General features: G+C 41.8%; 17 protein-coding genes. 9 read left to right on the top strand and 8 right to left on the bottom strand.

What is annotated here, in order from left to right:
* The coding region (locus WA1_RS58820) for a hypothetical protein (RefSeq protein WP_201789128.1) at positions 1–214 on the bottom strand (214 nt) is incomplete at its 3' end.
* On the opposite strand from WA1_RS58820, the gene WA1_RS29735 reads away from it, so the two are divergent.
* The gene (locus tag WA1_RS29735) at positions 213–914 is read left to right on the top strand and encodes a transposase (RefSeq protein ID WP_017750206.1); all 702 of its coding nucleotides are present in this window, start codon (positions 213–215) and stop codon (positions 912–914) included. The two genes, WA1_RS58820 and WA1_RS29735, sit on opposite strands and share 2 nt — an antisense overlap.
* 373 nt (positions 915–1287) lie before the next feature.
* On the opposite strand, the gene argB is transcribed toward WA1_RS29735, so the two are convergent.
* From argB to WA1_RS29720, 3 genes are all read right to left on the bottom strand, one after another.
* Positions 1288–2184: an acetylglutamate kinase gene (argB, locus tag WA1_RS29730; RefSeq protein WP_017740683.1), complete on the bottom strand. Its 897-nt coding sequence runs from the start codon at positions 2182–2184 to the stop codon at positions 1288–1290.
* Between the two features lie 96 nt (positions 2185–2280).
* A complete protein-coding gene (locus WA1_RS29725; protein WP_017740684.1) occupies positions 2281–2829 on the bottom strand; it encodes a shikimate kinase in 549 nt (182 codons plus the stop codon).
* Between the two features lie 64 nt (positions 2830–2893).
* Positions 2894–4513, bottom strand: a complete 1620-nt coding sequence (locus WA1_RS29720; protein ID WP_017740685.1) for an NB-ARC domain-containing protein — start codon at positions 4511–4513, stop codon at positions 2894–2896.
* A gap of 473 nt (positions 4514–4986) precedes the next feature.
* Here WA1_RS29720 and WA1_RS29715 point away from each other — a divergent pair, with 473 nt between their 5' ends.
* Entirely contained in the window at positions 4987–5181 is a 195-nt protein-coding gene (locus WA1_RS29715) for a hypothetical protein (RefSeq protein ID WP_026134385.1), read from the top strand.
* Between the two features lie 27 nt (positions 5182–5208).
* Here WA1_RS29715 and WA1_RS29710 read toward each other — a convergent pair whose 3' ends face one another.
* From WA1_RS29710 to WA1_RS29700, 3 genes are all read right to left on the bottom strand, one after another.
* Positions 5209–5877, bottom strand: a complete 669-nt coding sequence (locus tag WA1_RS29710; RefSeq protein ID WP_017740687.1) for a LapA family protein — start codon at positions 5875–5877, stop codon at positions 5209–5211.
* 123 nt (positions 5878–6000) lie between these two features.
* Positions 6001–6606 (bottom strand): flavin prenyltransferase UbiX, encoded by a 606-nt coding sequence (locus WA1_RS29705; RefSeq protein WP_017740688.1) that lies wholly within the window; start codon positions 6604–6606, stop codon positions 6001–6003.
* A 205-nt stretch (positions 6607–6811) separates the two neighbouring features.
* Positions 6812–9157, bottom strand: coding sequence for a ribonuclease R family protein (locus tag WA1_RS29700; protein ID WP_017740689.1), 2346 nt, complete (start codon positions 9155–9157; stop codon positions 6812–6814).
* An 864-nt stretch (positions 9158–10021) separates the two neighbouring features.
* On the opposite strand from WA1_RS29700, the gene WA1_RS60370 reads away from it, so the two are divergent.
* The gene (locus WA1_RS60370; RefSeq protein ID WP_017740690.1) at positions 10022–11086 is read left to right on the top strand and encodes a hypothetical protein; all 1065 of its coding nucleotides are present in this window, start codon (positions 10022–10024) and stop codon (positions 11084–11086) included.
* A 111-nt stretch (positions 11087–11197) separates the two neighbouring features.
* On the opposite strand, the gene clpP is transcribed toward WA1_RS60370, so the two are convergent.
* Complete coding sequence (clpP, locus tag WA1_RS29690) at positions 11198–11809, bottom strand: ATP-dependent Clp endopeptidase proteolytic subunit ClpP (RefSeq protein ID WP_017740691.1); 612 nt, start codon at positions 11807–11809, stop codon at positions 11198–11200.
* A 713-nt stretch (positions 11810–12522) separates the two neighbouring features.
* On the opposite strand from clpP, the gene WA1_RS58260 reads away from it, so the two are divergent.
* The 6 genes from WA1_RS58260 to WA1_RS29665 all read left to right on the top strand — a co-directional run bounded on the left by WA1_RS58260 (position 12523) and on the right by WA1_RS29665 (position 20486).
* Positions 12523–12678, top strand: a complete 156-nt coding sequence (locus WA1_RS58260; RefSeq protein ID WP_017740692.1) for a hypothetical protein — start codon at positions 12523–12525, stop codon at positions 12676–12678.
* Between the two features lie 157 nt (positions 12679–12835).
* Entirely contained in the window at positions 12836–15016 is a 2181-nt protein-coding gene (locus WA1_RS29685) for a thioredoxin domain-containing protein (RefSeq protein ID WP_017740693.1), read from the top strand.
* Positions 15017–15054: 38 nt separating this feature from the next.
* Positions 15055–15642 (top strand): molybdenum cofactor guanylyltransferase, encoded by a 588-nt coding sequence (locus WA1_RS29680; protein ID WP_017740694.1) that lies wholly within the window; start codon positions 15055–15057, stop codon positions 15640–15642.
* A 176-nt stretch (positions 15643–15818) separates the two neighbouring features.
* A complete protein-coding gene (gene ilvN / locus WA1_RS29675; protein WP_017740695.1) occupies positions 15819–16337 on the top strand; it encodes an acetolactate synthase small subunit in 519 nt (172 codons plus the stop codon).
* 854 nt (positions 16338–17191) lie between these two features.
* A complete protein-coding gene (locus WA1_RS29670; RefSeq protein WP_017740696.1) occupies positions 17192–19210 on the top strand; it encodes a polysaccharide biosynthesis protein in 2019 nt (672 codons plus the stop codon).
* A 385-nt stretch (positions 19211–19595) separates the two neighbouring features.
* Positions 19596–20486 carry an FkbM family methyltransferase gene (locus WA1_RS29665; RefSeq protein ID WP_017740697.1) on the top strand — a complete coding sequence of 297 codons (891 nt, stop codon included), beginning with the start codon at positions 19596–19598 and terminating at the stop codon, positions 20484–20486.
* Positions 20487–20565: the final 79 nt, after the last annotated feature.

Here is a 20565-nt window from a genome sequence, read left to right as displayed (position 1 = left end):
CTTGCGCGGTGGTGGGGATGTGCTCAATACCCAATCCGATAGACAGGCGATCGTACTCAACCCAATCCGATAGACAGGCGATCGTACTCAACCGATTTTGAGAGACACCAGAGTCAACATCAGATTCTGACAGACAAGAGGGCACCTGAGAGCAAATGAAATGAGAGCAAATAGAGTCTGAAGTCGGGAAATTATCATTGCTGAATTCAATCATGAGAAATTTAGAGGATAAACGGAACAAGAAACGCGTCAGTTGTGGGCGATTGGAACAACAGTTTGATTTGTTTGAAAAGGCGAATGTATGGAATCTCAGCCTAGACGAGCAACATGGTGGGGTTGAAAGTCATCAGGTTTATCAAGTTTCTGTTGTTGGACCTGTGGCTGTTGATACTTCTTGGCAAGCCAAGTTAAACACAGGGTTTGATGTAAGTGCGTTTGTCATTGATTGGGACAATCAAGTTGTTCAATGTCCACAAGGTTTTTGGAGTCGAATTTGGCGCAAAACTCGTGACAGCAATCACAATCCTTTAATTGAAGTTGTCTTTGAGCGCAAGACTTGCGCGAAATGTCCTGTGAGAAGTGATTGTACTTCTGCTCAAACTGCTCCCAGAAAAATTAAGTTGCGACCTCGTGAAGAATATGATGCACTCCAACAGCGTCGCGATCAACAACAAACTCCAGAGTTTCAGCAACACTACGCACGCAGATCTGGTGTTGAGGGTACCATCTCCCAAGCTGTTGGTAGATTTGATTTGCGACGAACGCGATATTTTGGACTAGCTAAAACACATTTACAACACGTTGCCACTGCTTGTGCAATCAATTTAACGCGTTTTTTTGCTTGGTCAAATCATCCCATTAAAGCAAAAACTCGTACTAGTTCATTTGCTACTTTACGTGTTGAGCCTGCTTAAGTTATTCGTGACCAGAAATTGAGTTGGCTGACAGACATTCATCTCTATTTGGTCTCATTTCAATAACTGCATAGCGATCGCCTGTCTATCGGATTGGGTTGAGTACGATCGCCTGTCTATCGGATTGGGTTGAGTACGATCGCCTGTCTATCGGATTGGGTTGAGTACGATCGCCTGTCTATCGGATTGGGTATTGAGCACATCCCCACCACCGCGCAAGTCATATCAAGAATGCGTTTGCCAAGGTAGCCCGCCCGCACTTGATTCGAGTTTCGTAAATCCTGATTCTATATTCTCATTAAAGAATAGGGGGTCTGACCCCCCATTCGCCAGCTGTATCCTTTAAGAAGTCGGGGATCTGAGTCAACTTATCCTAAGTTAAAAACTGGGAACCAACGATCATCGTACCAATACCAACATCAGTAAAAATTTCTAGCAGTAGCGAGTGGGGAATGCGACCATCAATTATATGTGCTGCTTTCACTCCTTGTGCAAGAGAACGCACGCAGCAAGTGACTTTTGGAATCATTCCACCACTGACTATACCTGTTGAGATGAGTTCCCTGGCTTCTTGAATGTCTACTTTAGGAATTAGGGTAGATGGATCTTTGTAATCTGTCAAAATCCCCCGCGTATCAGTTAGTAAAATTAACTTTTCTGCGCCCAATGCAGCTGCTATCTCTCCGGCTACAGTATCGGCGTTGATATTATACGGTTGTCCTGTTTCGTCTGCGGCAACGCTGGACACTACCGGAATATAGCCATTGCTAACTAGTGTCTCCAAAATTTTTATACTGACACTGTTGACTTCCCCTACAAAGCCAATGCCTTCATCACCTTGAGGGCGAGCTTTGATTAAGTTACCATCTTTGCCACACAACCCCACTGCTGAACCACCAGCTTGATTTATCAAAGCGACGATTTCTTTATTGACACGACCCACTAATACCATCTCCACAACATCCATTGTCAGGGCATCAGTCACTCGCAAACCATTTTTAAATTGAGGCTCGATTCCCAGTTTATCCAGCCAACTGTTAATCTCTGGTCCTCCACCATGTACCAAAATTGGTCGCAAGCCAACGCAAGATAAAAACACAATGTCGCGAATCACTTTATCTTTGAGATTGCTGTCTTTCATGGCTGCACCACCATACTTTACAACAATGGTGCGACCAATAAATTGTTGAATGTAGGGTAGTGCTTCGCTTAGCACTTGTACGCGGGTGGCTGCATCTTGCTTGATATACTCAGTTTCGCTGACTGTCATAGGTACTTGGGGCAGTTGCTGATTAGATATAAATTTACATTTTGAAAATACTAGTCATACAAAAATCCATAATATTCAATATTTAGCTACATATCTTCACTTTTCTATAGGTTTTAAAACACCGGGAATCTCATCTAGGACTCGTGTAGCAATTTGCTCTGGTGTCTCTCCTTCACTGACAGTAATTCTCAAATCAGCTTGTGAGTAAAGATGTTGTCTTTGTTCGAGAAGCGATCGCAGTTTCCCTTTGGGATCGTTATCTTGTAAAAGGGGTCTAGTTGTATCCTCCGCTAAACGGGCGTAAAGAATTTCGACGGGTACATCCAGCCAAACAATTAAGCCGTGGTGAAGGTAACTCCAGTTTTCTTGTTTTATAACAATACCTCCACCTGTTGCGATCGCAAGCTTAGTGAAAGCACACACTTGTGCCAAAACCTGAGTTTCCAATTGGCGAAACCCAACTTCTCCTTCATCTTCAAACAGTTGAGTTATGGATCTCCCACCAGCTGCTTTCTCAATTACACTGTCCGTATCCACGAACCCATAGCCCAAATGCTGTGCTAGTATTTGCCCTACAGTAGATTTACCTGCACCCATCATGCCAACCAAGTATAGGTTGACTCCTTTTAATAAATTATTTGTCATTTGTCATTTGTCATTGGTCACTGGTCACTGGTCACTGGTCACTGTTCACTGGTCATTAACCAATTTACTCCAAAGAGTGCGAGTTTAGACGAGTTTCTCGAATGTAGTTCTTTATTTTGGTCTCCAAGATTGTATGACTCATCAACAGATAACCTCCCGTTTCTCCAATCATTTGAAAATTTTCCTCAATTAATCGTTCCCCTATATATTCCATCAATATAGGAATTTGAGAAAAATTTGCTGCGTTTTTCTCAATCAGAGAACGTTTTTGCAATAACTCCATAGCCTCTAGAATTAATCTCTGTGACACGCGAGGGACAATATCTCTCTGTAACTTACGTACTGAAACCAAGTCTTGGTTCAAGGCTAACCAGTACATAATCAGCTTTTCCAAACTTGATAGACGATTAAATTGTCTATCTAAAATAGCTCGAATATCTCCAAAAACGATTGTACCTTGTTCTAAAAAATTGTTGATGCTCCCACCAAATAATTCTTCAATTGCCGTTGCAACTAATTTAATAAATAAGGGATTGCCTGCATACCAATCTATTAAAATTTTGCATTCTTCATCTTGGGAAGTCATTAAACCTTTAGATTGGAGTATATTCTTACTCTCTAAATAATTTAAACCCGTTAATTTTAAGCAACGAACAGGTAATATTTTTCCTTCAAGTACTGAAATTTCCTGGGGTTTTTCTCGACTTGTTACAATTAAACAGCTTTGATGCTGGGAGTCCCCTACTCTTCTCAGAATTTCTCCATAAATCTCATATCCTTGACAATAGCTAATATGCGGCAGAAGATAGGACGAAAAAGAGTTTGTACTTAATTGACTGATCAATCTCTGAAGAGATGTATCTTCAATACCCATATATTGACTGTACAAAATTGAATCAAAATTATCTAAGACAATGAGACATCGGGACGAACGCAAACAATCAATAAGTCGTGATATGAGGCTTTCTAATGATTCTGTAAGATTGATTTCTTGATTTGGTGATAAAATTTTTACGAGTTGATTGAGCAGAATTTCTGGAGATGGATTAAGATGTAGAGACCGCCAAATTACACATTCAAACTTATCCTTCAATTGTTCTGCTAGCTTTACAGAAAAAGCTGTTTTTCCAACGCCAGACATACCCAAAACCATCACTAAACGACAGCGTTCTCCAACAATCCATTGTTCAAGTTGAGAAAGTTCTGTTATCCTTCCATGGAAAATACTCACATCAGGTGCTTCGCCCCAATCTTCTATTGTTGCTGAACTCATATCTATTGAAACAATCTCTTGTTTTGTATCTATCTTTAGTTGGTTACCAAGAGGCTCTAATTGAATCCGTGCTTTTTTATAACCTGCTTTTTCTAGCAATTGAGTCACACGGCTCCAGTTTTTCACTTTAATTAAGTATCCTGCTTGGTTAGTCAGCATTTCCTCTATATACTTATACAACCCATTAGAAAGGTAAACTCTAACGGTACTGCTACTACGACTTTGATACACAGTACTAGCGATTTCTGCAGGACTACAACCGCAAAGTAAACCCCTCAAGAATTTTTTTTCAACAGGTGTCAGGGATTTTCCTTTCACCAAACCTAAATCTATATATAATTTTTCTAGTTCCCAATTGTTTCTAGCTTCTATAAATTCTTCTTCTACCTGACTTGAATTATGAGGTGTCATTACCGTTATTTTCAATACCAAATTTCCCATATCATACTGAGTTTTGTATGAAGCCAAATTAAATAAACAATAAATTTATAACGAAATTCATAACATTCGTTAGGTGACTTGGTAATTGTGACTTAGGTATCTTTATGCTTAACAGAAAATTTATATAGTTTGAGCGAAACTTTATCTTGACTTTATCGGTCAACATCAGCAAGCGTGACTCACTTAGTGAGTGAGACTATTACGTATTTAGGCAACACTGTGTTTCTACCGACACATTGTTGCCGAGCCAGCAATCGGTTGCTGCAAGCTGGAATAGACAAGTTAGTGTTTTTGTTCAAGGTGTAAAGTATGACTTATTGTTTGACGAAATGCACAAAAACTTTGCTAATAGAAGGGTTGAAGCACCAAACCATTGCATATCTTCTCTGAAGCAACTCGTATATATAAGTGTGTTTTATGTGTGGTCGTTAGAGGTTTCAACCATGACTCGGATTAGAGACGTTGTAAAAAAGGCTTTAGCCACTGGCTATCTTACCGTTGAAGCAGAAAATCAACTGCGACAGCTGCTGACAACTCGGTACGATTTAGAGGACTTTAACGCTTTCATGACCTTACAAGAAGCTGCTATGACTGGAGATGTCAAGCAGGAGTCCCGCGAACGTTGTAATCTTGTATAGAGACCCAGTACCGTGCTAAGTCTCAAGTTAACGTCGAGGGGGCTTATCCTCGTCCTCAGCATCATCATCCAAAAACCCCCAATCATCCTCCTCTACTGGTTCAGGCTTGGGTGGTTGATAAGGGGGAATGATAACCCGATAGTCCGCATCGTAAACTGATTCTGTTTTTCCTACGCCAGAATTTTTTGGTTCGCGGTAGCTATAGGAATACGATGAGTCAGTTTTTGGTCTGTCTTGAGGTTCTGAAGAGCGATCGTAGGTATTAGGGTCTTTGACTTGGGTTTTTTGGGAATCCGACTTGTTAAACTCCCAATCCTCGTAAAGTCCGCTACCTGTTTCCCAGTCATCAACAGTATCAGTGGTTCGGGATTCTCGATCGCCAGAAGATGGAGGATTTGGCGGACTAGATGTTGGTTCTTCAACACGAGTTTTGTTCTGACGGGATGATTCAGGAGCCGATCGCAAAGGAGTTTGGCGCTGTCTCCTAAGAGAACCAGATAAGTTGAACAAAATCGTCAGTAAGATAGTTGTTAATCCACCAGCAACTGTGCTAAACAAAATCCAAATTGCCAGTGGTAATGGTTGCGATCGCATACCTAAAAACACAAGCGGTAGGACAGGAGACCAATTTTGTAGGAGTAGCAGCGTAATTCCTCCAAGTACTGCCACTAATAGAATTAAGCGAATGAGTGCCATAGTAATTAAAGGGTAGGGGGTAAGGGGTAGGGGGTAGGTAGGGGTTAGGAGTTAGGGGTTAGGAGTTAGGGAAACTTTTTTCCAATTCCTATTCTCTACTCCCTACCCCCTACTCCCTAGTCCCTACCCCCTCCATCGTTGAATTGGAACGCAGTCAATATCTAGCTGATCCAAAGCACGAGCGACGACAAAGTCAACTAAATCTTCGATAGTTTGGGGATTGTGATACCAAGCAGGAATCGCAGGAACAATTCTTGCGCCAACTTCTGCTAAAGCTGTTAAGTTACGTAGGTGAATCAAACTCAAAGGAGTTTCACGCGGAACAATAACCAGTTTCCGACCTTCTTTGAGTTGGACATCTGCAGCCCGTTCCAGTAAGTCTGAACTCATACCAGCTGCTAGCTTTGCTACAGTACTCATGCTACAAGGAATAACTATCATTCCTTGAGTGCGAAACGAACCACTAGCAATGTTAGCTCCTACATCACCCCAATGATGACAGTGTAGTTTGCCTCTTTGTTCAACAAGGGCTTGCTGTCGCCAAAATTGTTCCTGTTGAAGGGATTCTAAGGGCATGCGAATATTTTGCTCGGATTGCCAAACCATGTAAGTTGATTTAGAAGCAACTAATTCAATTTCACAGTCAGCTTCCAGCAAAAATTTCATAGCACGAACAGTGTAAATTAAACCAGATGCTCCTGTTACGCCTATTATGAGAGGTTTTGACATTGTTAGTGGTTAGTGGTTATTGGTTAGTGGTTATTGGTTAGTGGTTAGTGGTTATTGGTTAGTGGTTATTGGTTAGTGGTTATTGGTTAGTGGTTAGTGGATAGTGGTTAGTGGATAGTGGTTAGTGGTTATTGGTTATTTACAACCAACAACCAACAACTAACAACCAACAACTAACAACTAACAACTAACAACTAACAACTCGCTATTCATCATCAGCATAGGGATCTAAGTCATCAGGCTCAAGATCGTCATGGCGCATATACATACCCGGATCTTCGCCATTCATATCCTTACCCATGACCATACCATCGCTACCAACAGTGACTAAATCAATTTGTTGGCGGTAATAGTCAACACTCTTTACCTGTACGGCTACACGATCGCCCAATCTGTAGGAAGCGCGATTTTTGCGACCAAACAGCGCTTGTTGTCTGGCGCGGTATTCATACCAATCGTCTTTGAGAGAACTGACGTGAACTAGCCCTTCTACCCGTAAAGGAACTCGCGTATTTCCACCATCTGACTCGGTGGGTGGAACTTCTATTTCTACAAAGAATCCGTAGGATTGAACCCCCGTGATGACACCAGTGAAAACTTCACCAATGCGTTGTTTCATCAGCGAAGCCCTTTGCAAACCAGCCAGATCGGTTTCAGCTTCTTGAACTTCTTTTTCGCGATCGTTAAGCTGAACAATAATTCTCGTCAATTCACTTTGCAATTCACTTTGCAATTCTGGTGGGAGAACGTTCCAGTTAATTTCGCCATGGCTCGAGGAGTGGCGAAGGTTAACCCGATCTTTAACACGAGTGTTACGGCGATCGCGTCCGTGTTCGGTGAGTGCATAAAAGACCCTTTGCATAACCAAATCTGGGTAACGCCGCAAGGGGGAAGTGAAATGGATATATTCTGGTAATGCCAAACCAAAGTGAGAACCTTTGGTTGTACTGTACGTAGCTTGTTTGAGGGTATCTTGTAATAAGTAAGTTAACACTTGCTCGGATGCCGATTCTGCAAAAACCCTGGTCAGCTGTTGGTAATCAAGAGGCTGAATTTCTAATTCCGGATCGAGGGACAGTTCAACACCCAAGTTAATTGCCAATTTTAGCATCTCTTGAACATCTTCGGGATCGGGCGCACCTTGCACTCGCCAAATGGCAGGAACTCCAAGAGCATTCAAATGAGTTGCCATCAATTGATTTACCAGTAACGTATACTCTGTAAGCAAAGCTCGCACGGGTAAATCGTTGGTGACAACACACCCCAAAGCACCTTCATCGCAGTATGGGTTTTGATTGGGTGGCAGATTCAATTGCAAACAACCCCGATTGAGACGCACCTTTTTCAATAATTGACGTACAGTTTCCAGGTCTTGAACTATCTGGACAACGCCGCTACTTGTTTTCGTGGATTTGTTGGCGAAAATAGTTTCTGCTTCCGATTCACTGAGTGAGGTATCGACTTTAACAACACTGGGTTGAATTTCCCAATCTTCTATTTCTCCCGATTTTGAGTCAACTGTAATTAAAAAAGACAGTGCTAATCGATCGACTCCAGGTAATAAAGAACAACGTTCGCCAACTACTTCTGGGAACATGGGCAGTACTAAATTACCAAGATACACCGAGCGCCCCCGCTTCAGTGCTTCCCGGTCAAGAATTTCTTCTGGTTGAATGTAGTGGGTAGCATCGGCAATGTGAAAGCTCAGTCGCCAATTGCCCTCGTTATTTTTTTCCAGAGAAAAAGCATTTTCTACAAATTTGGAATCACCATTGTTGGGAACTATGCTGAGTGTAAACTTTGGGCGCAAGTCCAAACGATTTTTTAAATCTGCTTTTAGCAGCTTTTTAGGTAATTTTGAAGCTGCTTCTTGAATGGGGTCTGGAAAAGTACGCGCCAGATCGTGTTTGCAGGTGACTAGATCTATGTCGGCTGCTGCTTCAGCATCGCTACCTAGAATTTGCACGACTCTACCCAATGGTGGATATTGGGCTAATGGATAACGCAAAACCTCCACATGAGCCAAGTGGTCAATTGCTTGTTCCAGTTTATTGTTATTGATGAGCAGTTTCAGTTCAAAAAGCAATCTATCGTCTAAAGGTACGGCGCGGTAGCCCCCTTCTACCTGCTTGATCCGTGCTAGTAAAGTGTGATTTGACCGCTCTAGGATTAGTTTGACTTCTCCTTCTGGAGATCGCCGACGACTGCCTTCTTTAAGCACTTTGACCAAAACGCGATCTCCATTCCAAGCATTGCTCAGATGACTTTCGCGAATGTAGATGTCTTCTGCTCCTTCTACATCCTGGATGGCAAAACAAAAACCTTTGCTGGAACAGCGAAGTTTTGCTTCAATCACCCCCTCTTCCGAGACACGGCGATACTTACCTCGTTCTTTGGCCAAAATCCCAATTCTTTCTAGTACTTCCAAGGCGATGTGAAGTTTTTCTAAATTGGGTTCATCTTCGCAACCAAGTTTCTTTTCTAACAGTTTACGAGCAACCAATTTATCATCAGTAAAATTGGCGAGAAGTGTAGCGATTGAAAATTCCATGCAGTGAACCGACCTTTGGTCAAAACGTCATTTGTTGTTTATCTGGTTCGCGTGCTGTGTACCCTCACGACTACAGACACTAGCCGGAAACGAATTGCCCATAATAAAGGGGACCACAGGAGCATTTCAGAGTTTAGTGGTTTATGTGGTTCCTTAACTCCAGTCAATCTTCAAAAGTACGCCCGTTTAGTGTTTTGCCCCCTCGGTAATTACGCAACGGGTTTTTTATAAGACGCACTTTGGAGAACTCTCCACGCTGCCCAAAAGCACTGTTTAGGGAAACCGCAGGTGTTAGATTGTCTTAAGCGAAGGTTCTTTTACGCCACTAGACTCTGTTTTTTAACTAGGAGAAACTGCCGACAAATCTAATTGACCCATATGTAGGATCGGAAACAATTAGGTCAGCAGCTTAACGAGCTGTGAGGACGAACCATTACTACATTATTGTAGATATAGAGTGTGCTTGCAGAAAATAGTTCTAGAACACCAATTGCGTAATTATGGTAGCATTCTCAGTAAAATTATTTAAAAATAACCAGCACTAGCTAAAAAAATTCTTTGAATAACCTTATGGGGCAATGGGCAATGGGCAATGGGCAATGGGCATGAGAATTGAATAGCTTTCAACAATGCCCATTGTCTCATGCCCTATTTTCAAGTATTAATACTGTTTTAAAACTTATAAACCTTTGAGAACATATGATAATGTATACGGGTTAGGTGCATTTGTACTACTAAACATAGGTTTGAACAAAAATGTTGAGTGCAGTCCCCATCTATAATTAAGTAGATTTAGGTGGGGGAGAGTTCAATAAATTGTTTCCAACCCCTTTATTAAACAGAGCAAGATTTGGTGACAGCATTATGTTGGCTCAATTTCAGAGCAAGTACCCCCAAGGCAATCTCATTACTGAATTAGTGCAAATTTATCACGGCAAGTATATTGTCCGTGCGAGCGTGCAGATTGATGGCACAACTCGCGCTACTGGTATGGCAGCAGCAGAAATATTAGAGGATGCAGAAGATAAAGCGAGAACTAGAGCGCTGATGGTTTTAGGAATAACAGACATCCCCCAAGGAGCGACGGTTATTTCTCCAGAACCAACAAAGCAGGTTCAGCCCAATGTATCCTCTGTAACTGCGAATGGATTGAATGAGGCAGCACCATCTGTTGTGCTGAACTCTCCTTCTCACACAGAAGCACCTGCAATTCCCTCAACTTCAGTAGTTTCACCACCAGTAGCTGCAAACGAGACTAAACAAAAAGCTTATAGCGATCGCCTGACGGGTGCTAACAAGTTAGAAACTAATTTTGAGACTAAAACTCCCGATATTAACGATCGCTTTGCATCAACTCACAAGTCAGAAACTAATTTTGAGACCAAAACTCCAGACATTGGCGATCGCTTTGCATCAACTTACAAGTCAGAAACCAATTTTGAGACCAAAACTCCAGACATTGGCGAATTCATTCCTACTATTGATAAGCAGGAAATTCCATTTTCCAAAACTCAAGATAGTAACGGTGGATTTGCAACAACTAACAAGCAAGAAGAACAATTCGATGCTGCGTTAGAAAATTTTGGCATAGTGTCCCCTGACACAACTGAGAACAACTCTTTTTCTGGAGTTCCTAGTAATGTAACGCCATTTCCTTCACGCAGTCCCAACTTGCAAGAGGATACGACAACACAAGCAACAACAAGCAAGCGCAAGAAAAAGGCTGAACCAGTGGATCATTCCGATGATATCGCGAAGATTGGCAGTGAAATGCAGCGTTTGGGTTGGAACACAGACCAAGGGCGTGACTATTTGGTCAAAACTTACTCTAAGCGATCGCGTCACTTACTGACTCCAGAAGAATTAAAGGATTTCTTAAAGTACTTGGAGTCGCAGCCTACACCTATAGATCCATTGGCTGGGTTTTGAGTGAAGCATTCGCTGAAGGTAAATTGCCCTCATCCTTTCTCCCAAAGGGAGAAGGGAGACAGAATTCTTGTCCCCTCTCCCTTTGGGAGAGGGCTAGGGTGAGGGCATCATTTACTGACTAACCACAGCCATTGGGCGGCTACCAGCAGAATGGCGATCAATCACTTGGTCGATTAAGCCATAGTCTTTTGCTTCATGAGGTGACATAAAGAAGTCTCTTTCTGTGTCCTCAGTAATTTTTTCTAATGGTTGACCGGTATGCTCGGCTAAATATTCATTTAGCTTGCGCTTGTGGTAAAGGATTTCCCGTGCCTGAATTTCAATATCAGTTGCTTGTCCTTGAGCACCACCCAATGGTTGGTGAATCATAATTCGGGAATGAGGTAAACTCATCCGCTTACCTTTTGTACCAGCACTGAGGAGGAAAGCGCCCATACTTGCCGCCAATCCTGTACAAATTGTACAGATATCTGGGCGGATGTGCTTCATAGTATCATACATACCCATTCCCGCCGTTACCGAACCACCAGGAGAGTTGATGTACATATATATATCTTTCTCCGAGTCTTCTGCGTCTAAAAACAGCAGTTGGGCAACAATCAAGTTAGCCACAGTGTCATCAATTTGTTGTCCTAAAAAGATGATGCGCTCGCGTAAAAGACGTGAGTAGATATCAAAGGCGCGTTCGCCACGACCTGATTGTTCTATAACAATTGGAATCATCTAAAAACTTCCGGGAGTGTGGAAACTTTGTGACTTTAGCCCTGCATAGGAAACACGACACGTCCAGTTTTAACTGGAGTCCATTACCGCCTTGGAGGTACTAAATGCCGGGTGCTTTTGTGTTGCACTTTCGTTCAGACAATTATGAACTGGCATTTTTCCCTCTGTACGCGTAATGGTTTTGCACGCTTTATGCCTTCCCTTGCGGGAGTAATGTGAGCCTAGACGAGTTACAGAGCGGTACTTTCCAAACAACACTGGCTTACCCTTATAAACCTGTTTAATTGTTTGGTTTCAGAGCGACGGACTGGCATCACGTATCCGAAGGTGAGAACTTGAACACTTCTCTGTAACGGCTGCGTGGTAATAGTGAGTACGAACCTCTCCCACGCCATCGGGTCTGCTAATCCTAAAAGCTTGAGGCATGAAGCCCCTAGCCTTTAAGCAGGGGTGCTGACGAAAGCTGGTTGTACTTACTTTACGTATATTCTATCAATGACCAGTGGGCAGTGACCACCAACAACTAACAACTAACAACTAACCACTAACCACTAACCACTAACCACTAACCACTAACTATTAAACTTGTCTGCATTTTTACAAGTACTTTTCCGGAATGGATTTACCATTACGAGTAGATACATAATACAGGGTGCGTTTAATTAACAAACTAAAGAAGAATTGCCATCCCCCTAAAGCCAGAGGAGCCCGCCATGCTCGAAAAACTTTTACAAGCTGCCGTAATCACCTTCTTACTCCACCTCATTGCAGGTCTTAGCCCAAATACTATTATTGAGACAAAGGTAGAACAGCCTTCAACCGTCGCTCCATTGCCAATTGCAAACGCGCTACCTCTTTCTGCACGGTAAAATTGCTAGGTAGAGATGACTGACTCATAGAGAATTTAAGCTTTGCTCTGACTTACGCCCTGTTCTGTGGACAGAGTTACCAGAGGAAGAATGCATGACTCTACTTATAACAAGCTAGACTAGGCGAATAAGGGTTTTTTCTCATGCATCTTCACTCATGACTAATCGTCTTGCTCAAGCTCAAAGCCTGTACCTACGCAAACACGCTGAAAACCCCATTGATTGGTGGTCTTGGTGTGATGAGGCACTCTTCACTGCAAAAGTGCAGAACAAACCAATATTTCTTTCCATTGGCTATTCTAGTTGCCATTGGTGTACTGTGATGGAAGGAGAAGCATTTTCCGACCTAGCAATAGCTGAGTATATGAACGCCAACTTTCTTCCTATTAAGGTGGATAGGGAAGAAAGACCTGATATTGACAGCATCTATATGCAAGCTTTGCAAATGATGAGCGGTCAAGGGGGTTGGCCTTTAAACGTGTTTATCTCACCAGAGGATTTAGTACCTTTCTATGCAGGGACTTACTTTCCATTAGAACCACGCTACGGTCGCCCTGGCTTTTTACAAGTTCTGCAAGCAATCCGCCATTATTACGATACAGAAAAAGATGATTTGCGCGATCGCAAAGCCACTATTCTTGAGTCACTCTTAACTTCAGCAGTGTTGGAATCGGGAGGCGTAACAGAAACTCAAGATATTGAGTTATTGCACAAAGGCTGGGAGACTTGTACTGGAATTATTACATCCAATCAATACGGCAATAGCTTCCCAATGATTCCTTATGCAGAATTGGCATTGCGAGGAACTCGATTTGAATGGCAAGAATCTCGTTATGATGGCAAGCAAGTGTCCGCCCAAAGGGGTCTGGATCTTGCACTTGGGGGGATTTACGACCACGTAGCGGGGGGCTTTCATCGCTATACTGTCGATCCCACATGGACAGTACCGCATTTTGAAAAGATGCTTTACGACAATGGGCAGATTGTGGAGTATCTGGCAAATTTGTGGAGCGCGGGAATACAAGAACCTGCTTTTGAAGAAGCGATCGCCGGGACTGTTCAATGGTTAAAGCGGGAGATGATCTCACCAAACGGATTCTTCTATGCTGCTCAAGATGCTGATAGTTTCACCAATCCAGCACATGCAGAACCTGAGGAAGGGGCATTTTACGTTTGGAGTTACAGCGAATTGCAGCAACTGCTTGCTCCAGATGAACTAACAGAATTACAACAAGAGTTTACAGTAACGCCTAACGGGAACTTTGAAGATAAGAACGTTTTACAAAGGCTTCATCAAGGCAAGCTGAGTGAAAGTTTAAAAACAGCGTTAGGAAAATTGTTTGTTGCTCGTTATGGTTTTGCAACGGATATGACCGATGAAGCCCTACATATATCCGCTACAAAATCTGATGCTACATTTCCCCCCGCTCGCAACAATCAAGAAGCAAAAACTCGTAACTGGCAAGGACGCATTCCCGCAGTGACAGATACAAAAATGATTGTCGCTTGGAATAGCTTGATGATATCTGGTTTAGCTAGGGCATACGGGGTATTCCAAAGAGAAGAATATTTGGAACTAGCAGCAAGAGCCGCAAATTTTATTTTGAACAATCAGTTTGTAGATGGGCGCTTTCATCGTCTCAATTATGAAAGTCAGCCAACAACACTGGCGCAATCTGAAGACTACGCCTTTTTTATAAAAGCACTGCTCGATTTACATCAAGTCTCCTTGGGAAGAGAGGATAATTCTCCCAACTCCCAACTCCCCATTGCCCCTTATCCCCAGAGGGGGCCCCACCTTCCCCACTCCCCTTCCTACTGGCTGGAAAAAGCAATTGCCGTACAATTCGAGTTTCATGAATATCTTTGGAGTGTAGAACTCGGAGGATACTTCAATACATCAAGTGACGCCAGCCAAGATTTGATTGTGCGCGAACGCAGTTATGCCGATAATGCCACACCATCTGCCAACGGAGTCGCGATCGCAAACCTTGTCCGTCTTGCTCTTCTAACCGACGATCTCCATTGTTTAGACTTAGCCGAACAAGCATTAAATGCTTTCAGGAGTGTGATGAATCGTGCTCCCCAAGCTTGTCCCAGTTTGTTTACTGCCCTAGACTGGTATCGGAATTGTACATTAATCCGCACATCAGAAGAACAAATTAAATCTCTTGTACCAACCTATTTACCCAGTGCAGTATTTGTCTCAACATCAAAACTACCACACGGAAGCGTTGGATTAGTCTGCCAAGGGTTAAAGTGTTTACCAGCACCAGAGAATGTAGAGCAATTTTTGCAGCAATTGCAAAAGAGTTTAACGAGGGTTAGTAATCAGTGACCAGTGACCAGTGACCAATGACCAATGACAAATAACAAATGACCTTAAGTGCAATTGTGTTAGCAGGGGGGATGAGTTCCCGTATGGGACAAGATAAAGCTTTGATTCCAATTCAAGGTGTACCCCTCCTGCAATTAGTTTGTCAAATAGCGGAAAGTTGTGCTGATACTGTTTATGTGGTGACCCCTTGGCAAGAACGCTATCAACACTTACTTCCTCCCAAAAGCAAGTTTATTCAGGAAGTGCCTTTAAGCGAATCTCTACCTCATGGACCGCTTGTTGGCTTTGCTCAAGGATTAGTGCAAGTGCAAACGCCTTGGGTATTGCTACTCGCCTGCGATTTACCTAAGTTGCAGGTTGAAGTGTTGCAAGTGTGGGTGGCTGAACTAAAAAACGTTGAAGAAGATGCGATCGCAGCATTGGTCTGCCATGCTAAGGGCTGGGAACCATTGTGCGGTTTTTATCGCGCTGGGTGTTTACCAAGTTTGATGGAATATATCAATGAAGGTGGGCGATCGTTCCAAGGGTGGTTGAAACAGCATCACGTATTTACTTTGTCATTACCAAATTCAGAAATGCTTTTTAACTGTAATACTCCACAGGATCTTGATTTCAGTGACCAGTGACCAGTGACCAGTAACAACTAACAAGTAACCACTAACCCATTCCTATTTTCAGTGGTTCCTTTTTTGTTTACAATGAAAGACTAAATTTACAACTTTGAATAGCAATATGGGTAGCGCAGCAGTGGCTAGTGTCTTCGTTACCCTTTTAGTAAGTCTCCTAGCCATAGTTAGCAAAAATGAAACATACCCTTTCAGTACTTGTAGAGGATGAGGCGGGAGTTCTTTCCCGTATTTCTGGATTATTTGCCCGTCGCGGCTTTAATATTGAAAGCCTCGCCGTAGGTCCGGCAGAACAATCAGGTATTTCCCGAATTACGATGGTTGTCCAAGGAGATGACCGCGTAATCGAGCAACTTACCAAGCAGCTTTATAAGCTCATCAATGTCCTGAAGGTGCAGGATGTGACTGAGATTCCTTGTGTAGAGCGAGAACTGATGTTGCTTAAGGTCAATGCTACAAGCAGTAACCGTTCGGAAATTGTGGAATTGTCGCAGATTTTCCGAGCAAGAGTGGTAGACGTGGCAGAGGATTCTCTAACTTTAGAAGTTGTCGGAGATCCAGGGAAGATGGTAGCGATCGTGCAGGTGTTGCAAAAATTTGGGTTGAGAGAAATAGCTCGCACTGGCAAAATTGCTTTGACTCGTGAGTCTGGGGTGAATACAGAGCTACTCAAGTCTTTGGAAGTCAAGGTTTAGTGGGGAGTGGGGAAGGTGGGGCCCCCTCTGGGGATAAGGGGCAATGGGGAGTAGGGAGTAGGGAAGAAGAAGTTTCATAAGGAGAAACATAAATACGGTTCAAACCCTCTTCCCTTATGCCCTCAGCATAGCTGCCTTTTTCCAACGATAATCATTTATGCCTACCTACTTATAAGGATTTACTTTATAGGCTGTTTACAAAGTTTCATAAAGAGCACAAGTAATTTAAGATGTCAAAGGCTTGTGTTTAGGAAAGTTTAGTCGCATTGATGTAAGTCTATAGCAATATTACATTTAATGTTTTAATAAAGTTCTGTTGAGAGAATTTCAAAGCATTGTAATTTGATCTGTAGATGTAAATTTCAAAACCGTTTTAAACCAGGGTTACGTTTTGTAAACAACTCGGCGACATCTAGACATCTATCTACTCTTAGTAGCTTGAGTGTTTTAAAAACACAAAACAGGGTGAAAATTAACTGGCTACTGAGAAACGCCGAGGCTGCACCACCGCTCCTCTCTTGAATCGCTTAAAATCCCCAAGAACACCTGCCTTTATTTCTCCAAAAAAGTTATCTATTACAAAGCGTAATAGATAAAAATGTCCTGATGGAACTCTTTTATTGCTAACTACAAGGGGACTGAATGTGTGGTGCAAACACAGTTGACTACTATAATTCGCATGAGTTGCTAGTGTCGGAAGAAGATATTTTGTCACTGTGTTTTAGGTTTTTGCATTCTTAGGATCTTCCAAAGACTTGCATAGTTGATGCAGGTACCTAACCTTATAGAAAGAAAAACTTTCAAGGCTAGAGTTAATATTGTTTCTCGTCAAAGCGATCGCGCAAAGGTAGTTCATGACTTCTCACACTGTCAATCAAAAATCAAAAAACAGTTTATTAAGCGCACTGTTGAAACTTAGAAACCGTCACTTGTTCATTTGCGATATCACTATTTTCTCTGTTACGCCATTATTAGCTCTGCTTTTGCGTTTGGATGGCAATCTTGATATCGCTACTTACATATCAGATCTAGCGCTGGTAACCACACTATTTTTATTTGCCAAAATTAGTGTATTTTGGAGTTTTGGTTTTTACAGGCGTTATTGGCGTTATGCCAGTATTGAGGAACTAGTAGATATAGCCATGCTGATGGCAGTTGCGGTAGCGAGCCAAACCTTATTATTTAATGTTTTGGTTTACACAAACTTGATGAGCGATGGAATACCGCCATTGCTGCCATTAATAGATGGTATGCTTTCGTTTTTTTTCATTGTGGCACTGCGTTTTAGTATTAGGGTTGTGGAAAGAGCTAGTCTGTGGCGTGCAACCATAAATCCACGAGAACGCGTGCTGATAGTTGGCGCTGGTAGTGGAGGGGTTTCTCTGGTAGAAGAAATGCAAAGCAATCCTCAACAGGGTTTTTATCCTGTTGCCTTCATCGATGATAATCCTAAAAAATTACACGCAAGGATCCGGGGTATTCCTGTGGTAGGCGATCGCTATGAAATTCCTGATACAGTCAAAGCTCTTGATATCCATAAGGTTATCATTGCCATGCCTACAGTTCGAGGACAAGTCATTCGAGAAATCGTAGATATTTGTAAAGCCACAGGAATTCAAACCAGCACTTTACCAGGGATACATGAAATCCTTAATGGGCGCGTGCGAGTAGACAGCATAAGAGATGTCAGGATTGAAGATTTGCTCAGAAGAGAACCAATACAGACAGAGATAGAACGAGTATCTCAATTTCTTCAAGGCAAAAAAGTACTAATTACAGGAGCCGGTGGGTCTATTGGTAGCGAACTTTGCCGTCAAATTTTCAAATGTTGCCCTGCTGAAATGATTCTGGTAGGACATGGAGAGAATTCTGTATTCAACATTCAACAAGAGCTTGAACAGGCTGTCCAAGCCATCAAAAATGACAACAAAGAACAAAGACAGACCCCTCATCTTTCTGCCTTCATAGCTGATATTCGCTTCCAAGAACGTCTAAAACAGGCTTTTGAGCAATTCCAGCCTGACGTCATCTTTCATGCTGCAGCTCACAAGCACGTCCCTTTAATGGAGTTAAATCCAGCAGAAGCAATTACTAACAATGTAGTTGGAACAAAAAATTTGCTGAACTTAGCATTGCAATATGACGTTAAACATTTTGTAATGATTTCCACAGACAAAGCAGTTAACCCTACTAATGTCATGGGGGCGAGTAAAAGAACTGCTGAAATGTTAGTGCTGCAAGCCGCAAGAGAAAGTGGCAGAGCTTACGTTGCTGTTCGTTTTGGTAACGTTTTGGGTAGTCGTGGGAGTGTTGTACCTACTTTTAAAAAACAAATTGTAGCTGGTGGTCCAGTAACTGTGACTCATCCTGACATCTGCCGCTATTTTATGACTATCCCAGAAGCTGTTCAACTGGTTTTGCAGGCTGCAGTGCTTGGTTGCAGTGGTGAAGTGCTGATGATGAATATGGGCGAACCTGTCAAAATTGTGGATTTAGCCAAAGAACTCATTCACCTTTCTGGGTATGAAGTCAATAAAGACATTGATATTGTATTTACAGGTTTGCGTCCTGGAGAAAAGTTATATGAGGAACTATTTATTTCAGGAGAAGAGTACGAACCAACAGAACACGAAAAATTGTTTGTTGTTAAAAATGCCAGCCGTATTATTCCAGAATATTTAGGAGCTTATATAGAATATTTGTGTAAAGCAGCAAATCAGAATGATGTTAATTCAATCCTATTGTGGCTTGAGAAACTTGTACCAGGTTACAAACCTCAATCCTTACAAAAGGCTCAAGCATTGGATGTTCTTAAAAATAGTAATTGCATAAGCAATTCAAAGATTGATTGTTTGGTAAACTTAGGAACATGAAATGCATAAAAAAAATAAGTGATTGAGGAATACAATAGAACTATGATTTGATTTTTGAAAGATCCGTAGGTCTAAAACCTACCACATGAGGCTTTTGTGCAGCAGAGCAACTACCTAGAGTATTTCAAATTTTTCATAAATCATAAATGATTGATAATTTGAAAATGAGGATTACTCTAATGAAGAAGAAGGGTATGAGAATCTGGAAGATTTTATCTAAAGTTCTTTACTCTTTTCATCCTCTAAAAGTAGATGGGCATTAAACTCCATGAGCCCATAGGACAGAAGACTTGCTTTTTGCAAAAAAAACTCACATATTCGCTTCTACCCTCTGCCCTCTGCTTTTTTATTTGAAAGGATGAAAATTTACAGGAGACTGCATATCGTGAATCAACTTAAATTTTTTTGCAGATCAATACTAGATGTACTTAATCAAAATGTTTTAACTAATAAAGTTTTGTTAAAACTTGCCAGAGCAGGATGGCTACCTAAATTTATCTGGAAGCGTTTACCTGTCGAGAAAACATTTATCATCTCGCTGCCCGCTCAAAAAAGTTTCCAATATTCATCTACTTCCGATGATTATGTCGGTAATGCTCTTTTTTGGCGTGGTCTGTCCTCGTGGGAACCAGAAACAATTGAAGTTTTTTATAAATTGGCTCAAAAATCTAACTTAGTTTTGGATATTGGTGCTAACACTGGATTATTCACAATGCTGGCATTGTCTGCAAATCCAAATTCACAAGTGCTTTCGTTTGAGCCTGTTCCAAATACTTATAAGCAATTGGTTTCTCATGTGAAGAGAAATGGGTGGGAAGAACGCTGTCAGATTTACAACAAGGCTGTCTCGAATATTGTGGGTGAAACAAAGTTTCATGTTCCCTTTAACGATGTACCATTATCTGCTAGCCTTAATCTCCAAGGTTTTAGAGGTCAAGAAGGTGTGATTATTGATATTCCAGTGACAACTATCGACGACGTTTGCTCAAAATCTGGAAAGATTGACTTAATCAAACTTGATGTAGAAGGATTTGAGGATAAAGTGTTAGAAGGTATGGAGCAAGTTTTATCCAATTCATCTCCAACCATAATTGTTGAATGTAATCCTGATGGTCCAGTTCTTGCTGTAGAGAATATTCTGTCAAAGTTTGGTTATCACTTTTTTCATTTGCGTACAGAAGGTCCAGTAGCTATGGATAAGATTGTTCCCGATCAAAAGCAACTGTATCGAAATTTTTTGTGTACTCCTCATAAGGACTGGGAGAAAATAGGATAACGAATTTTTTATGTAAAAAGCAAAGAAATGAAAAACACAAAAAAGTGGATGAGAGTGCAAGATGAGAGTGCAATGGAGT

Source organism: Scytonema hofmannii PCC 7110 (genome assembly GCF_000346485.2).
Taxonomy (GTDB): domain Bacteria; phylum Cyanobacteriota; class Cyanobacteriia; order Cyanobacteriales; family Nostocaceae; genus Scytonema; species Scytonema hofmannii.
This window is presented reverse-complemented; position numbering and strand designations above follow the sequence as displayed.

Coding starts and splice junctions, on each gene's coding strand:
- WA1_RS29715 (WP_026134385.1), top strand. CDS start 4,987: ATGACTCGGATTAGAGACGTTGTAAAAAAGGCTTTAGCCACTGGCTAT.
- WA1_RS58260 (WP_017740692.1), top strand. CDS start 12,523: ATGCTCGAAAAACTTTTACAAGCTGCCGTAATCACCTTCTTACTCCAC.
- clpP (WP_017740691.1), bottom strand. CDS start 11,809: ATGATTCCAATTGTTATAGAACAATCAGGTCGTGGCGAACGCGCCTTT.
- argB (WP_017740683.1), bottom strand. CDS start 2,184: ATGACAGTCAGCGAAACTGAGTATATCAAGCAAGATGCAGCCACCCGC.
- WA1_RS29710 (WP_017740687.1), bottom strand. CDS start 5,877: ATGGCACTCATTCGCTTAATTCTATTAGTGGCAGTACTTGGAGGAATT.
- WA1_RS29680 (WP_017740694.1), top strand. CDS start 15,055: ATGACCTTAAGTGCAATTGTGTTAGCAGGGGGGATGAGTTCCCGTATG.
- WA1_RS29670 (WP_017740696.1), top strand. CDS start 17,192: ATGACTTCTCACACTGTCAATCAAAAATCAAAAAACAGTTTATTAAGC.
- WA1_RS60370 (WP_017740690.1), top strand. CDS start 10,022: ATGTTGGCTCAATTTCAGAGCAAGTACCCCCAAGGCAATCTCATTACT.
- WA1_RS29735 (WP_017750206.1), top strand. CDS start 213: ATGAGAAATTTAGAGGATAAACGGAACAAGAAACGCGTCAGTTGTGGG.
- ilvN (WP_017740695.1), top strand. CDS start 15,819: ATGAAACATACCCTTTCAGTACTTGTAGAGGATGAGGCGGGAGTTCTT.
- WA1_RS29685 (WP_017740693.1), top strand. CDS start 12,836: ATGACTAATCGTCTTGCTCAAGCTCAAAGCCTGTACCTACGCAAACAC.
- WA1_RS29720 (WP_017740685.1), bottom strand. CDS start 4,513: ATGACACCTCATAATTCAAGTCAGGTAGAAGAAGAATTTATAGAAGCT.
- WA1_RS29705 (WP_017740688.1), bottom strand. CDS start 6,606: ATGTCAAAACCTCTCATAATAGGCGTAACAGGAGCATCTGGTTTAATT.
- WA1_RS29725 (WP_017740684.1), bottom strand. CDS start 2,829: ATGACAAATAATTTATTAAAAGGAGTCAACCTATACTTGGTTGGCATG.
- WA1_RS29700 (WP_017740689.1), bottom strand. CDS start 9,157: ATGGAATTTTCAATCGCTACACTTCTCGCCAATTTTACTGATGATAAA.